The organism is Methylobacterium sp. A54F, from assembly GCF_053346035.1.
Window position 1 is genome coordinate 18,237 of the sequence record NZ_JBKFBF010000011.1, and the last position, 14,594, is coordinate 32,830.

The 14,594-nt window shown below is 74.4% G+C and carries 11 protein-coding genes; 8 read left to right on the forward strand and 3 right to left on the reverse strand.

Annotation, left to right across the window (positions count from 1 at the left end):
• The first annotated feature begins 870 nt into the window (after positions 1 to 870).
• Positions 871 to 2,898 (forward strand): threonine--tRNA ligase, encoded by a 2,028-nt coding sequence (gene thrS / locus ACLBXP_RS17975; RefSeq protein WP_447669121.1) that lies wholly within the window; start codon positions 871 to 873, stop codon positions 2,896 to 2,898.
• A gap of 10 nt (positions 2,899 to 2,908) precedes the next feature.
• Here the strand turns inward: thrS and ACLBXP_RS17980 are convergent, their stop codons facing one another.
• Positions 2,909 to 4,303 carry an aminotransferase-like domain-containing protein gene (locus tag ACLBXP_RS17980; RefSeq protein ID WP_447669122.1) on the reverse strand — a complete coding sequence of 465 codons (1,395 nt, stop codon included), beginning with the start codon at positions 4,301 to 4,303 and terminating at the stop codon, positions 2,909 to 2,911.
• A 132-nt stretch (positions 4,304 to 4,435) separates the two neighbouring features.
• Between ACLBXP_RS17980 and ACLBXP_RS17985 the strand changes: the two genes are divergently transcribed.
• The 3 genes from ACLBXP_RS17985 to ACLBXP_RS17995 all read left to right on the forward strand — a co-directional run bounded on the left by ACLBXP_RS17985 (position 4,436) and on the right by ACLBXP_RS17995 (position 8,738).
• Positions 4,436 to 4,579, forward strand: coding sequence for a hypothetical protein (locus ACLBXP_RS17985; protein WP_447669123.1), 144 nt, complete (start codon positions 4,436 to 4,438; stop codon positions 4,577 to 4,579).
• Between the two features lie 17 nt (positions 4,580 to 4,596).
• Positions 4,597 to 5,469: a DMT family transporter gene (locus ACLBXP_RS17990; RefSeq protein WP_447669124.1), complete on the forward strand. Its 873-nt coding sequence runs from the start codon at positions 4,597 to 4,599 to the stop codon at positions 5,467 to 5,469.
• Between the two features lie 152 nt (positions 5,470 to 5,621).
• Positions 5,622 to 8,738 carry a CheR family methyltransferase gene (locus tag ACLBXP_RS17995; protein ID WP_447669125.1) on the forward strand — a complete coding sequence of 1,039 codons (3,117 nt, stop codon included), beginning with the start codon at positions 5,622 to 5,624 and terminating at the stop codon, positions 8,736 to 8,738.
• 88 nt (positions 8,739 to 8,826) lie between these two features.
• Here ACLBXP_RS17995 and ACLBXP_RS18000 read toward each other — a convergent pair whose 3' ends face one another.
• On the reverse strand, positions 8,827 to 9,759 hold the full coding sequence (locus tag ACLBXP_RS18000) for a hypothetical protein (protein ID WP_447669126.1): 933 nt from the start codon (positions 9,757 to 9,759) through the stop codon (positions 8,827 to 8,829).
• Positions 9,760 to 9,879: 120 nt separating this feature from the next.
• Between ACLBXP_RS18000 and ACLBXP_RS18005 the strand changes: the two genes are divergently transcribed.
• Entirely contained in the window at positions 9,880 to 10,443 is a 564-nt protein-coding gene (locus ACLBXP_RS18005; RefSeq protein ID WP_447669127.1) for a nitroreductase family protein, read from the forward strand.
• Positions 10,444 to 10,548: 105 nt separating this feature from the next.
• Positions 10,549 to 11,160 (forward strand): flavin reductase family protein, encoded by a 612-nt coding sequence (locus ACLBXP_RS18010; RefSeq protein ID WP_447669128.1) that lies wholly within the window; start codon positions 10,549 to 10,551, stop codon positions 11,158 to 11,160.
• Positions 11,161 to 11,166: 6 nt separating this feature from the next.
• Here the strand turns inward: ACLBXP_RS18010 and ACLBXP_RS18015 are convergent, their stop codons facing one another.
• The gene (locus ACLBXP_RS18015) at positions 11,167 to 11,844 is read right to left on the reverse strand and encodes an aldolase/citrate lyase family protein (RefSeq protein ID WP_447669129.1); all 678 of its coding nucleotides are present in this window, start codon (positions 11,842 to 11,844) and stop codon (positions 11,167 to 11,169) included.
• Positions 11,845 to 11,992: 148 nt separating this feature from the next.
• Between ACLBXP_RS18015 and ACLBXP_RS18020 the strand changes: the two genes are divergently transcribed.
• A complete protein-coding gene (locus tag ACLBXP_RS18020; RefSeq protein WP_447669130.1) occupies positions 11,993 to 13,096 on the forward strand; it encodes a lytic transglycosylase domain-containing protein in 1,104 nt (367 codons plus the stop codon).
• The gene (locus ACLBXP_RS18025) at positions 13,093 to 14,562 is read left to right on the forward strand and encodes a DUF2336 domain-containing protein (RefSeq protein ID WP_447669131.1); all 1,470 of its coding nucleotides are present in this window, start codon (positions 13,093 to 13,095) and stop codon (positions 14,560 to 14,562) included. The genes ACLBXP_RS18020 and ACLBXP_RS18025 overlap by 4 nt, the downstream gene beginning before the upstream one ends.
• Positions 14,563 to 14,594 lie beyond the last annotated feature (32 nt).

The following is a 14,594-nucleotide window of genomic DNA, read 5'->3' on the forward strand; positions in this document are numbered from 1 at the left end:
TCGGATTATTACGGTATCGTGCGACTCTTCTTGAAATCAGTATAGCTAACTGCCTAAGCGGGCTATTTTCGGTCGTTGTGTCGGCCTTATTTCCAAGTCCGGAATGGGTCGTCACCGGACGGTACCGAGCATCAGATGCGCCTCCCGCCCAGCCTGCGAAGGCGCCCGGCACCCCCGCGTCAGCGTCACCGGGCGAAGCGCGCACCGCCCGCGCTCACCCGACAGTTCGCACTTCGTTCTTGACTTATTTCCTAATCCGTGCTCTCAATGCCCCCGCTCGCCTCCCGCCGGGGAGGCCTTCGGCGGACCGGGCCGGGGGCTGAGGGGAGGAGGAGACGGTGCCCGCGTCGATGGCCCGGTTTCGCCATCGCCCCGGGCGGCGCGCCGGACGCAGGGTGTCTCGGACGGGTAGGCGCGGACGCGCCGGACCCGGGACCCTGGGGCACCCGCAGACCATCGGCCCGTCCGCCCACTACGAGGCGGTCGGGGGCCTCGAGCCCGGATAAGTCGGCGCCCGCGCGTCCCGCGCGGGGGTGAGCTGCCATGAGCCGAAGTCCGCGCAGCCGGAAAGACACCGTGACGCGACAGGCGGAACCGGCCCGAGAGGGTCGGGCCCGCGGGACGCCGGGAAACCGGCACATGACAACACAGTGAGTGGTTTCGCGGCGTCCCGCGTCCACCCCCGAAGGCCCCGTCCCCCGCGCCGAACCGGCGGCGGGCCGCCTCGCCGTGGCCGCACCGGTTCCCCCCGCCAGGTTTCCCCCTGCCCAGAATCGGTCTACACGGCGCGGCGCGCGGGGCCCGCCCGTGCGGCCAGCCCATCCCCCGCTTACCTGCCGCGTTCGCAGGAGTGAGCCCCGGAGACGACCCATGCCCGACCTGACCTTTCCCGACGGCAGCGTGCGCAGCTACGAGACGGGCACCACCGGGCGGGCGATCGTGGAGGGCATCGGCAAGTCGCTCGCCAAGCGCACGGTCGCGATGGCCCTCGACGGCAGCGTGCGCGACCTCGCCGACCCGATCGAGGCGGACGGCCGGATCGAGTTCCTCGACCGGACCGACCCGCGCAGCCTGGAGCTGATCCGGCACGATTGCGCGCACGTGCTCGCCGAGGCGGTCCAGAGCCTGTGGCCGGAGACGCAGGTGACGATCGGCCCGGTGATCGAGAACGGGTTCTACTACGATTTCTGGCGCGAGACGCCGTTCACCCCCGAGGACTTCCCGGTGATCGAGGCGCGGATGCGCGAGATCATCGCCCGCAACGCGCCCTTCACCAAGGAGGTGTGGACGCGCGCGGACGTGCGGGCGCTGTTCGCCGAGCGCGGGGAGGGCTTCAAGGTCGAGCTCGTCGACGCCATCCCCGAAGGCGAGGACCTCAAGGTCTACCGGCAGGGCGACTGGTTCGACCTCTGCCGGGGCCCGCACATGACCTCGACGGCCAAGGTCGGCGCGGCCTTCAAGCTCATGAAGGTCGCGGGCGCCTACTGGCGGGGCAACGCCGACAACCCGATGCTGACCCGTATCTACGGCACCGCCTGGGCCTCGAAGGAGGACCTCGACGCCTACCTGCATCGCCTGGAGGAGGCGGAGCGCCGCGACCACCGGCGCCTCGGCCGCGAGATGGACCTGTTCCACTTCCAGGAGGAGGGGCCCGGCGTCGTGTTCTGGCACGCCAAGGGCTGGACGGTGTTCCAGGAGCTGATCGCCTACATGCGCCGCCGTCTCAGGCAAGACTACGCCGAGGTCAACGCCCCGCAGATCCTCGACAAGTCGCTCTGGGAGACCTCGGGCCACTGGGGCTGGTACCGCGAGAACATGTTCGCGGCCCAGTCGGCCGGCGAGGAGGCCGAGGACAAGCGCTGGTTCGCGCTGAAGCCCATGAACTGCCCGGGGCACGTGCAGATCTTCAAGCACGGCCTCAAGTCCTACCGCGATCTGCCCCTGCGCATGGCGGAATTCGGCGTGGTGCACCGCTACGAGCCCTCCGGCGCCATGCACGGGCTGATGCGGGTGCGCGGCTTCACGCAGGACGACGCGCACATCTTCTGCACCGAGGACCAGCTCGCCGACGAGTGCCTGAAGATCAACGACCTGATCCTCTCGACCTACGCGGATTTCGGCTTCGACGAGATCCTCGTGAAGCTCTCGACGCGGCCCGAGAAGCGCGTCGGCTCGGACGCCCTCTGGGACCACGCCGAGGCCGTGATGACCCGGGTGCTCGCCCAGATCGAGGAGCAGTCGGGCGGGCGCATCAAGACGGCCGTGAACCCCGGCGAGGGCGCCTTCTACGGGCCGAAGTTCGAGTACGTGCTGCGCGACGCGATCGGCCGCGACTGGCAGTGCGGCACCACGCAGGTGGACTTCAACCTGCCCGAGCGGTTCGGCGCCTTCTACGTGGACGCCGAGAGCCAGAAGGTGCCGCCCGTGATGGTGCACCGGGCGATCTGCGGCTCGATGGAGCGCTTCACCGGCATCCTGATCGAGCACTTCGCGGGCCACTTTCCGCTCTGGCTCGCTCCGACCCAGGTCGTGGTGGCGACGATCACCGGCGATGCCGACCCCTACGCGCGGGAGGTCGTCGCGGCCGCCCGCCGCCACGGCCTGCGGGTCGAAGCGGACCTGAGAAACGAAAAAATCAACTACAAGGTCCGCGAGCACTCGCTCGCCAAGGTGCCGGTGATCCTCGTCGTCGGCCGCAAGGAGGGCGAGGAGCGCACCGTCTCGATCCGGCGCCTCGGCAGCCAGCAGAGCCGGACGCTGCCCCTCGACGAGGCGCTGGCGGAGCTGCGCACCGAGGCGACCTCGCCGGACGTCGCCCGGGCCGAGGCGGTCGCCGAGACGCGCCCGACGACGGAGGCCGTGCTCGATTCCCACCACGGCGAGCAGCCGGCGCCGTAGGGGCCTCGCCTCACCCGGCCATCGCCCGCTCCAGCACCGTGAAGATGCGCGGATCGGTGCACTGGGCGACGTTGAAGCGGAGGTGGCCGGCGGCCGAGCGGCTCTGGCTGAAGGCGTTGCCGGGGGCGAGGACGACGCCCTCGGCCAGCGCCCGGCGGGCCACCACCGTGGCGTCGGCCCCGTCCGGCAGGCGGGCCCACAGGAACATGCCCGCGGCCGGCACCAGCGGCACCGACAGGCCCGCGCCCTGCAGGCGGCGGACCACGCTGCCCCGGGTCTCGGCGAGGCGCGCCCGGATCCCGTCGAGGTGGTGCCGGTAGCCGCCGTCCGCGAGGAAGCGGTGGATCAGCCCCGCCGCGAGGTGGCCGCTGCCGAGGCTGACCGCGAGCTTGAGGTCGACGAGGCGCTCCACCCAGTCGGGCCGGATGGCGATGACGCCGATGCGGGCCGCCGCCGACAGCGTCTTCGAGAAGCCGCCGACGTGGATCACCCGCTCCAGCCCGTCGAAGCCCGCGAGCCGCGGGCCCGGCTCCATCTCGAAGTCGGCGTAGAGGTCGTCCTCGACGATCAGGGTGTCGTGGGCCTCGGCGAGGCGCAGCACCCGGTGGACGGTGGCGGGCTTGAGGGTCACGCCGGTCGGGTTGTGGAGCCCGGAATTCGTCAGGTAGAAGCGCGGCCGGTGCTCGCGGAGCGCCAGCTCGAAGGCCGCGAGGTCGGGCCCGTCCGGCCCGAACGGCACCCCCACGACCCGCGCCCGGTGCGCCCGCAGCAGCGCGTGGAAGTTGAAGTAGCAGGGGTCGTCCACCAGCACCGCGTCGCCCGGCTCCAGCAGCAGGCGCGCGATCAGGTCGAGGGCGTGGGTGGCCGAGTCCATCAGCACGAGCTGGTCCGGATGGGCCGGGATGCCGCGCTCGGCGAGGCGCCGGGCGAGGAGGCCGCGCAAGGGGGGCAGCCCCTGCGGCACGTCGTAGGCCGCGAGGCGCTCGACGGGCTCGCGGGCGAGGGCCCGGAGCGACCGGCGCAGGGCCGCCTCCGGCATCCAGGCGGCGGGCATCCAGCCGCAGCCGGGCTTCAGCACCGCCTCGCCGGCCTCGAAGGAGTGCCGGGCGATCCAGAGCGGGTCGATCTCCCGGTCGAGCCGCGGCCCGATCGCCGCGAGGCTGAGGGGCTGGGGCCGGCCCGCCACGTAGAAGCCGGAGCCCGGCCGCGAGACGATGGCGCCCTCGGCGGTGAGCCGGTCGTAGGCCTCCACCACCGTCGACTTCGAGACGCCCATGGTCTCGGCAAAGCCCCGGATCGAGGGCAGGCGCGCCCCCGGCGCCAGGGCGCGGCCGGCGATGCGCCCCTCGATCGCGGCCATCACGGTCTCGACCCGGGTCCGCCCCGCCAACGCCGCTCCGCTCATCGGACCCTCCACCGTACCGATCGAGGTACCGGACAGTTCGGAGCGATCGTACCGGATCCGTCCCTGTCCGGAAAGCCGCCGCCGGCTCAGAACGGCGCCCGTCCCGATGTCCCATCACGAAGAGGCTCCGCCATGACCGCCCTCGACCGCTCCCGTCCCGCAAGCCCCGCCGCACCGCGCCCCGGCCCGGGCTGGCTCGCGCGCCGGGCCGCCGACGCGGTGCTCCTCGCCGCCGGCGCCGCCCTCGCGCTGCCCCTGATCCTGCCCTTCGGCTGAGGCGCCGGCGGCCGGCCATGGCGAGCGCCACGCGGGACACCCGCGCCCTCCTCGACGGCCTCGCGGGCGTCGCGATCTTCAGCGGCTCCCTCGTGGCGACCCGCCTCGCGCTCACGGGCTTCGACGCGCTCTTCCTCACCGCCGCGCGTGCCGCCCTCGCCGGGCTCGCGGCGGGCGGGGCCCTCCTCCTCCTGCGCCAGAGGCCGCCCGGCCGGGACGACCTCGGCGCCCTCGCGGTGGTGACGCTCGGGGTCGTCCTCGGCTTCCCGCTCCTCACCGCGCTCGCCCTGCGCAGCATCAGCGCGGCGCACGCCACGGTGTTCGTCGGCCTCCTGCCCCTCGCCACCGCGCTGTTCGGGGCGCTGCGGGCGGGCGAGCGGCCGGCCCCGGCATTCTGGCTGCTCGCAGGGCTCGGCAGCGCGGTGACGGCTGCCTTCGCGCTGCACGGGCAGACGGGCGGCGACGGCCTCGGGGCGGGGGACGCCCTCATGCTCCTCGCGATCCTGGCCTGCGGCCTCGGCTACGCGGAGGGCGGACGCCTCGCGCGCCGCCTCGGGGGCTGGCAGGTGATCGGCTGGGCGGGCGTGCTCGCGCTGCCCGCGACCCTGCCGCTCGCCCTCTGGCTGAGGCCCGATGCCGGGGCGCCGCCCGCGGCCGCGCTCGCCGGCCTCGCCTACGTCTCGCTGTTCAGCATGCTGATCGGCTTCGTGTTCTGGTACCGGGGGCTCGCCCGGGGCGGCATCGCGGCGGTGGGCCAGCTCCAGCTCCTGCAGCCCTTCCTGGGCCTGCTCGCGGCGGGCGTCATCCTCGGCGAGGCGGTCGAGCCGGCGATGCTCGGCTCGGCCGTCGCGGTGGCCGCCTGCGCAGCGGGGGCCCGGCGCTTCGCCTGACCGGTCCCACGGACCGGTGGCCAGACGGGGCGGGATATGGTGTATCCTCGGCCCGCATCGTCCCGGCGCGGGCGGCTCCCCGGGGCGGTCCTCGCGGTTGCCGGACGCGGCCCGCCCGGACGACCGCGCGTTCGGGTCCGGGATCGGGTGTCTTGAGCAGGAAGCCGCAGTTCCCCATCATCGGCGTCGGCGCCTCGGCCGGCGGCGTCGAGGCGCTCGAAGGGTTCTTCCGGGGCATCCCGAAATCCCCGGGCTTCGCCATCGTCATCGTCACCCACCTGAGCCCGGAGCGGGAGAGCCTGCTCCACGAGATCGTGACGCGCTTCACCGACCTCAGCGTGCAGGTGGTGACCCACGACGCGGTGATCGGCGAGAACTGCGTCTACGTGCTGCCCGCCAACGCGCTCCTCGGGATCGAGGCCGGCCGCCTCAAGATCCGCCGGCCGGGCACCAGCCGGCGCGAGCGCAAGCCCATCGACATCTTCCTGAGCGCGCTCGGGCAGGACCAGGGCGAGTACGCGGGCGGCGTGATCCTCTCGGGCGGGGACTCGGACGGGACGCTGGGCATCAAGGCCATCAAGGAGCGCGGCGGCGTCACCCTGGCCCAGGTCCGGAACGGCTACGGCCCCCAGCACCCGGACATGCCCGACAGCGCGATCTCCACGGGCTTCGTCGACTTCTGCGTGCCGGCCGGGGAGATGGGCGAGAAGCTCGCCGCCTTCGCGCGCGGCCTCAAGGCCACCGACGGGCTGCCCCGCGTGGAGGACCAGAACGATCCGGGCCACGCCCTCGACGCGGCCCGGACGGAGATCTACACGATCCTGCGCAACCAGGTTGGGCACGACTTCGCGGGTTACAAGTCCAAGGCCTTCCTGCGCCGTGTCCAGCGGCGCATGCAGATCCAGCAGGTGGACACGGTCGACGCCTACGTGGCGCGCCTGCGGCAGGACCCCGCCGAGGTCGGCGCCCTCTTCCGCGACCTCCTCATCAAGGTCACCAACTTCTTCCGGGACGCGGAGGCCTTCGCGAGCCTGGCGGAACTCGTGATCCCGCGCCTGTTCGAGGGGCGCGAGCCCGACGACACCGTGCGGGTGTGGGTGCCGGGCTGCGCCACGGGCGAGGAGGTCTACTCGGTGGCGATCCTGCTGCGCGAGCATATGGACGGGCTGCCGGACCCGCCTCGCGTCCAGGTCTTCGCCACCGACATCGACGAGCACGCGCTCACCGTCGCGCGGTCCGGGCGCTACCCGGAGCAGCTCCTCGACACCGTCTCGCCGGAGCGCCGGCGGCGGTTCTTCGTCGCGGACGGCGGCAGCTTCGTGCTGACCAAGGACGTGCGGGACCTGTGCATCTTCTCGCCCCACAGCGTGATCCGCGACCCGCCGTTCTCGCGGCTCGACCTCGTCTCCTGCCGCAACCTGCTGATCTACTTCGGCCTCGACGTGCAGAACCAGGTCCTGCCGACCTTCCACTACGCCTTGCGGCCCAGCGGCTACCTGTTCCTCGGCATGTCCGAGAACGTGAGCCAGTTCGCTGAGCTGTTCACGCCCCTCGACAAGAAGCACCGCATCTTCCGCAGCCGCGCCGAGAGCGCGCCGGTCGTGCGCGTGCCCCTGGTGGTGAGCAGCCTGCGCCAGAATGCCGGCATCCTCGACATCCGCCCGCGGCCGGGCGCCACCGGCATGATCGCCCTGCGCCAGGCGGTGGAGACGCAGGTGCTTGAGCGCTACGCGCCCCCCCACGTGGTAGCGAACCGCGACGGCGACGTGGTCTACTACTCGGCCCGCACGGGCAAGTACCTGGAGCCGGCCCCGGGCCTGCCGACCCGCCAGCTCGTGACCCTCGCCCGCAAGGGCCTGCGCCTCGAGCTGCGCACCGCCTTCCGGGAATCGATCGAGACGAACCGCACGGTGGTGCGCGAGGGCCTCGTCGTCGAGGGCGACGACGGCCGGGTGCAGCTCGTCACCGTGACGGTGGACCCGATCGGCGAGCGCCAGCAGGACGAGCCCCTGTTCCTGGTCCTGTTCGCCGACGAGGGTCCGGCGCTGACCCGCGAGGCGGCGCTGTCGCGCAACGCCCTCGTGGCCGACGGGGCCACCGCGCAGCTCGAACGGGAGCTGCGCGAGTCGCGGGAGCGCCTCCAATCCCTGATCGAGGAGTACGAGACCGCCCTGGAGGAGCTGAAGTCGTCCAACGAGGAGCTCGTCTCGGTCAACGAGGAGCTCCAGTCGACGAACGAGGAACTCGAGGCCTCCAAGGAGGAGCTGCAGTCGGTCAACGAGGAGCTGAACACCGTCAACGCGGAGCTGAACGGCAAGGTCGAGGCGCTCGACCGCGCGAACAGCGACCTCCAGAACCTGTTCGAGAGCACCGACGTCGCGACCGTCTTCCTCGATGCCGACCTGATCATCCGCAGCTTCACGCCCGCGGTGACCAAGGTGTTCAACATCCTGCCGAACGATCGCGGCCGGCCGATCACCGATCTCGCCGGGCGGCTCAGCCTGCCGCACCTCGCGGCGGACGTCGCCGAGATCATGGGGTCGGAGCACACCATCGAGCGGCAGATCGACCTGCCCGACGAGGACGCCCACTACCTCGTGCGCCTCGCCCCCTACCGCGGCGCGGACCAGCAGGCCGAGGGCGTGGTGGTGACCTTCGTGGACGTCACCTCCCTGACCCGCGCCGAGATGCGCCAGCGCATCCTGGTGGCCGAGCTGCAGCACCGCACCCGCAACCTCCTCGCCGTCGTCCAGTCGATCGCCCGGCAGACGCTCGGACCGAGCGAGGCCCTCGGCGGCTACGTGGACCGGCTGCGGGCCCTCGGGCGGGTCCAGAGCCTGTTCGGCCTCTCGAAGGGGGAGGGCATCGGCCTCCTCGACCTCGTCTCCCTGGAGCTACGGGCGCACGGGGGCGAGGCCGACGAGAACGTCTCGGTCTCGGGGCCGCCCGTCACCCTGCGCTTCGACCAGACCCAGACCCTGGCGCTGGCGCTCCACGAGCTGACCACCAACGCGGTCAAGCACGGAGCGCTCGGCGAGCCGAGGGGCAGCCTCGCGATCACCTGGACCGTCCAGCCGGACGCGGACGGCAAGTCCCGCCTGGTGCTCGACTGGCAGGAGAGCGGCGTCGACATGAAGGCGGCCGACCCGGAGCGGTCCGGCTACGGCCGGGAGCTGATCGAGAAGGCCCTTCAGTACACGCTGCGCGCGCAGACCCGGTTCGTGTTCGGTGCGGACGGCGTGAGCTGCCGGATCGAGCTGCCCCTGTGACGGGCCCGGACGGCCCGGAGCGCGCAGCAGGGGGGAGCCCGGTGGCGGCGGTGACCCACGCCTGCGGGGCGCCGGCCGAGCGGGCTCCTCAGGACTTCGCGACGACCTCGATGTCCCGGTCCATCCCGCTCTCGACCTTGAACTCGCGGGTGTAGACCTGACCGTCGTGGCGGGCGATCAGCACGTAGTCGCCCTCCGCCAGCGTTACCTGCGGAAAGGCGCCGATCGCCTCGCGGATGGTGTCGCCGCCGGGCGTCAGGACCGAGAAGGCGGTCCCCGCGAAGGCCTCGGCGCCGGGGGCGGCCACGAGCTTGAGGGTGACGGTGGCGGCCCGGTGGTTGAGGGTCGCGTCGGTGACCTTGCCGTTCTCGACCTTCAGGTCGGCCCGCTGGATCGCGTTCGACTCCCCGTAGGTCGAGACCACGTGATAGGTGCCCTCAGGGAGCCGCAGGAGCTCGCCGGCCTTCACGCCGCTGCGCACGAGCCGTCCCTCCGAGTTCGTCCCGATGGGCACGAAGACCGAGAAGGAGAGCTGGCCGGGGGCGATCCGGGTATCGCCGATGGCGCCCGAGAGCTTGAGGGCGCCCGCGCTGACCCGCAGCTGCTCGCCCACCGGCTGCCCGGCCATCACCACCCGCTTCGAGGCCGTGGCGTAGCCGTAGGTGACGGTGGCGACGTAGGGGCCGGGCGCCAAGCGGAAGCTCGGCTCGGGCTCGCTCGAGCGCGCGACGATGGCGGGCCGGGCGCCGTCCTGGCGCTCCTCGTAGACCCGCCAGGCGAGGCCCGAGCGCAGGGGCTGACCGCCGCCGGAGAGCACCGCGCTCAGGGCGAGCGCCGCCTCGCCCTCCGCGGGGGCGGCGGGCGCGGGGCTCGGCAGGATCGGCCCGGTGATCGAAGGTGAGGGCAGCCCGGCGCCGAGGCGGTTCGGCACCGGATCGGCCTGGGCCCAAGCCGCCGCAGGCATAAGGAGAGCCGCCGCGGCCGTCGGCGTCGCGCCCATCGCCAGCAGACCGCGTCGCATCGCCTTCCTCCGACCGATTGCCAAACGCCCGCGCAGGGGCCACCTGCCCTCCGTCTGGACCGCGACCGTGGCGGCCGCAAGGCCGCGCGCGCCCGCGCCCCCCGTTCGAAGCGAGCCCCGATGACCGAGACCCTCGACCTCCTCCGCAGCCGCCGCTCGGTGGCGCCCCCGCGCCTGGAGGCGCCCGGCCCCGGGCCCGAGGACATCGACACGATCCTGCGCATCGCCTCCCGGGTGCCGGACCACGGCAAGCTCGCGCCCTGGCGCTTCCTGGTGATCGCCGGCGAGGCGCGCGCGCGGGTCGGTGAGACCATCGCGGCGGCCTACCGGGCGGACAACCCCGAGGCCGACGAGGCCCGCCTCGCGATCGAGCGCAACCGCCTCGCCCAGGCGCCGCTGGTCATCGCGGTGGTGTCGCGCGCAGGCCCCCACGCCAAGATCCCGGAATGGGAGCAGGTGCTCTCGGCCGGCGCGGCCGCCATGAACCTCGTCGTCGCCGCCAACGCCCTCGGCTACGCCAGCGCCTGGCTCACCGAGTGGTACGCCTACGACCGCCGGGTCCTCGACGCGCTCGGCCTCGCCCCGCGGGAGCGCATGGCGGGCTTCATCCACATCGGCCGCCCGGCCGAGGCCCCGGCCGACCGGCCGCGGCCGGACCTGTCCGAGATCGTCACCACCCTCTAGGGCGCCCCGGGCTCTCGCGCGGGGAAGCGAGGCCGCCGCGGCGGGCTGACGATGCGGCCGGCGCGGCCTATCTGAGGGCCGGACACCCGAACCGGCCCGGAGCCCATGCATTACGATCCCGAGAACCGCACCCTGCCGCACAACCCCCTGAAGGCCCTGGTGGCGCCGCGGCCGATCGGCTGGATCAGCGCCATGGACCGCGCGGGCCGGCTCAACCTCGCGCCCTACTCGTTCTTCAATGCGGTGGCCGACGACATGGTGGCCTTCTCGTCCTCGGGGCGGAAGGACGCCATGACCTTCGCGGAGGAGGGGGGCGAGTTCGTCTGCAACCTCGCGACCTACGATCTGCGCGAGGCGATGAACGCCACCTCGGCACCCCTGCCGCGGGGCGAGAGCGAGTTCGCGGCGGCGGGCCTCACCACGGCGCCCTCCGCCCGGGTGCGCCCGCCCCGGGTCGCCGCGGCTCCGGCCGCCATCGAGTGCCGCTGGGTGCAGACGATCCCCCTCGTCGGCCTGGATGGCCGCGAGCCCACGAACTTCCTGGTGATCGGGCAGGTGGTGTCCGTCTACGTCGACGACCGCTTCGTCGTCGACGGCCTCGTCGACACGGGGGCGATGCGCCCGATCATGCGCGGCGGCTACTTCGACTACTTCGCCGTGACCCCGGAGTCCCGCTTCGCGATGCATCGGCCGAAGGGCGGCGGCCAGGGAGCCTGAGGCGCATCAGGAAAAGCCCGCGGCCGCGGCGCGGATGCCCGCCGCGTCCCGCGCGAAGACGCCCGAAAAGCCGTCCCGCCGGGCCCGCGCGACGCGCTCCGCGAGATGCGCGTCGCCGAGATCCCGGGGGAGGGCGCTGTCGAGGGCCGGCACGCCGGCCGCCGCCGCGGCGAGGACGAGGGCGCCGCGCGCCGCGGCGAGGGGCGCTGGATCGATGCCATCCAGCGCCTCCGCCCCGGCGAGGCCGAGCCGGGCCGCGAGGGCCTGCGCGTCCCAGCCGAGCCCGGCGAGCCGGGGGCTCGCCGCCGCCAGCGCCGGCAGGGCGAGGACGCCCCGGGGGGTCTCCACGCTGACGAGGAGGCGCAGACACCCGTCCGGCAGCCCGGCTTGCGCCTCGTGCACCGCGAGCCGCGCGCCGATCCGGGCGAGGACGCGCGGATCTTCGACCCCGCCGAGCAGGATCCCGTCGCATCCGTGGGCGAGGGCGGCCTCCAGCCCGGCGAGATCCGGGGCGAGGCGGGCGTAGAGGGGCGGGCCGGGCGGAAGGGAGCCCGGGAGACCGGGAGGGGCCACGAGAGCGTCGGCCCGCGCGGCCTCGGCCGGTCCTCCGGCGGCGAGGATCAGGACCGCGCGCAGCGGTGCGGGCGCCTCCCCGGGCGCCGGTCGGGTTCGGTCCTGAGGCATGTCGGGGTCCACCGGACGCCCGGCGGGGCGAGCCGGATTTCAAGCTTTCTTTACCATAATCAGAACAGAATCCGGGTCATCGGGGCAGCGTCGGCGCGCGCCCCGCGCCGTCCGGAGATTCCCGGCGGCGCAGCGGACCGGGCGGCGCATGTTTCTGTTCACCACACCAGGGAGCACCACGCGCGAGGCCGCGGCGCCGGTTCCGGCCGCCGCGGGCCGCGCGCCCGCCGGGGTGGTCGAGGCGATCCGCGACGGCGCGCGCACCAGCGGCGTCGGCTTCGACTACCTGCTCGCCACCGCGCAGCGCGAATCCGCGCTCGATCCCGCCGCGAAGGCCGGCACCTCCTCGGCCACCGGGCTGTTCCAGTTCATCGAGCAGACCTGGCTCGGCACCCTGAAGACCGCCGGGCCGCGGCTCGGGCTGCAGGCCTACGCGGACGCGGTCACGGCCCGGCCCGACGGCACCTACGCGGTGGCCGACCCCGCCACCCGCCAGGCGATCCTCGACCTGCGGCGCGACCCCCGGATCTCGGCGACCCTGGCGGGCGCCCTCACCCAGAAGAACCGCGAGGCGCTGTCGGCCGCCCTCGGCCGCGAGCCGACCGGTGGCGACCTCTACGCCGCCCACGTGCTCGGCGCGAAGGGCGCCGTGGCGCTGGCCGCCGCCGCGCAGGCGAGCCCCGAGCGCGCCGCCGCCCTGGACCTGCCCGAGGCGGCGGCCGCCAACCGGGGCCTGTTCTACGACCGCAGCGGCCGGCCGCGCGGCGCGGCCGAGCTCTACGCCGTGCTGGCGGCGGCCCCCGCTGCGGCGGCCGGCGCGGCGCGCGGCGCCAGCGACGTGACCGGCCTCGCCCAGGGCGAGGCGAGCCTGCCGCAGGCGGCCTCGGCCTACGCGGCCGTCGACGGGGGCGGCCTGCGCGCCCTCTTCCAGACCGACCGGCGCCAGGGGGCCCTCTCGGAGGGCGTCTCCCGCCTGTTCCAGGGGCGCGCCGCCGCGCCCGCCCGGGAGGCCCCGACCTACTTCCCGCGCTCCGCGCAGGAGCCGGCACCCACCGAAGGGGCCACGCCCGCGCCGGAGGCCGGAACCGATCCCGGCCCCTACGCCGCACAGGCCGCGATCCCGGCGGCCGGGCTCGCCCTCGTCAACGCGCCGCTGCCCCCGCGGCGGCCGCCCGAGCTCGCGGCCGCCCGTGCGGGCATCGCCGCCAAACCCCTTGACCTGTCCCTCTTCGCGATCCGGAGCGGCCCATGATCATCCGCCAGTTCCTGGCCTCCACCCAGGCCAGCTCCGCGGGGCAGCGGGCGGAATCGGCCGCGGCGCTCGCCCGTGCCTTCCTCTACGGCGGGCTCGGCCCGGAGGAGGCCTGGGAGGCCAAGACCGCCTTGTTCGCCCTCCTGGACGATCCCGCCCCGGTGGTGCGCGGAGCGCTGGCCGAGGCCTGCGCGGCCTCGGCGCGGGCGCCCCGCGCCCTCGTGGTGGCGCTCGCCTCCGACCAGCCCGAGATCGCGGGCCTCGTCCTCGCCCGCTCGCCGGTCCTCACCGACGCCGACCTCGTCGACGCCGCCGCGATGGGCGGCGAGGCGGTGCGGGCGATGATCGCGGGCCGCCACCATCTCTCGCACGCGGTGGCGGGGGCGCTCGCCGAGATCGGCGGCGTCGGGACGCTGTGCGTCCTCGCCGCCAACCCGACCGCGAACATCACCACCGGCCGCCTCCTGCGGATGGTCGAGCGCCACGGCGGCGACGCCGCGCTCCGCGAGGCGCTGCTGGCGCGGGCGGACCTGCCGATCGAGGTCCGGCACGCGGTGGGCGCACGCCTCGCCCGGACGCTCGCGGACTTCGCCGCGGCCTGCGGCTGGCTCTCGCCCGAGCGCGGCGCGCGGATGAGCCGGGAGGCCGGGGAGCGCACGGTGCTCGACCTCTGCGACGGCGCCGGCGCCGCCGCCCAGGCCCGGGTGGTGCGCCACCTGCGCGGCCTCGGGGAGCTCAACGCCGGCCTGATCCTGCGGGCGATCCTGTCGGGCCAGATGCCCTTCGTGGAGGCGGCCTACGCGGAGCTCACCGGCCTCGACGGCGCCCGCATCGCCGGGCTGCTGCGCGAGCCGCGCGGGATCGCCACCCTGCACCAGCGGGGCGGCCTCGCCGCCGCCCTCCTGCCCGCCTTCACGGCGGCGCTGACCGCCTGGCGGGAGGCCCGGGAGGGCACGACGGGGCTCTCCGGGGCGGGCCTGTCGCGGCGGATGATCGAGCGCTCGCTCTCGGCCTGCGAGGACATGCCCTTCGGCGACATGCAGGCCGTGACGGCGCTGCTCGCCCGCTACGAGGCCGAGGCGGCCCGGGACGAGGCCCGGGAGGTCGCCCGCGCCATCGCCGAGGAGGCCGCGGCGCGCGAGACCGCCCGCCGCGCCACCGAGGCGCTCGAGGCGGAGTGGCGGGACGCGCAGGGCCGCGAGGCCGAGCGGCTCATGGCGGAGCGCATGCTGGCCGATCCCGTCGCGGAGCCGGACGAGGCGTCGAGCCCCTTCGACGCCGTCCTCGACGCCCTGCCGGAGGCCATCCTGGCGAGCTTCCGCGAGGAGCAGGAGCGCCTGGAGCGCGAGGCCGAGGAGGCCCGCGCCCGGGAAGCCGCCGAGGCCGCCCTGGCGGGCTTCCCGGAGGCGCTGCTCGCCCAGTTCCGCATCGCCGCGGAGGACGCGCCGGACAGGCTGGCGGCCTGAGGGGTACGGGTTCTCCGGGCTCGTCGTTCGGG

What these genes read in the sequence shown, in the direction of transcription:
- thrS (WP_447669121.1), top strand. Translation starts at nt 871, where the DNA reads ATGCCCGACCTGACCTTTCCCGACGGCAGCGTGCGCAGCTACGAGACG.
- ACLBXP_RS17980 (WP_447669122.1), bottom strand. Translation starts at nt 4,303, where the DNA reads ATGAGCGGAGCGGCGTTGGCGGGGCGGACCCGGGTCGAGACCGTGATG.
- ACLBXP_RS17985 (WP_447669123.1), top strand. Translation starts at nt 4,436, where the DNA reads ATGACCGCCCTCGACCGCTCCCGTCCCGCAAGCCCCGCCGCACCGCGC.
- ACLBXP_RS17990 (WP_447669124.1), top strand. Translation starts at nt 4,597, where the DNA reads ATGGCGAGCGCCACGCGGGACACCCGCGCCCTCCTCGACGGCCTCGCG.
- ACLBXP_RS18000 (WP_447669126.1), bottom strand. Translation starts at nt 9,759, where the DNA reads ATGCGACGCGGTCTGCTGGCGATGGGCGCGACGCCGACGGCCGCGGCG.
- ACLBXP_RS18005 (WP_447669127.1), top strand. Translation starts at nt 9,880, where the DNA reads ATGACCGAGACCCTCGACCTCCTCCGCAGCCGCCGCTCGGTGGCGCCC.
- ACLBXP_RS18010 (WP_447669128.1), top strand. Translation starts at nt 10,549, where the DNA reads ATGCATTACGATCCCGAGAACCGCACCCTGCCGCACAACCCCCTGAAG.
- ACLBXP_RS18015 (WP_447669129.1), bottom strand. Translation starts at nt 11,844, where the DNA reads ATGCCTCAGGACCGAACCCGACCGGCGCCCGGGGAGGCGCCCGCACCG.
- ACLBXP_RS18020 (WP_447669130.1), top strand. Translation starts at nt 11,993, where the DNA reads ATGTTTCTGTTCACCACACCAGGGAGCACCACGCGCGAGGCCGCGGCG.
- ACLBXP_RS18025 (WP_447669131.1), top strand. Translation starts at nt 13,093, where the DNA reads ATGATCATCCGCCAGTTCCTGGCCTCCACCCAGGCCAGCTCCGCGGGG.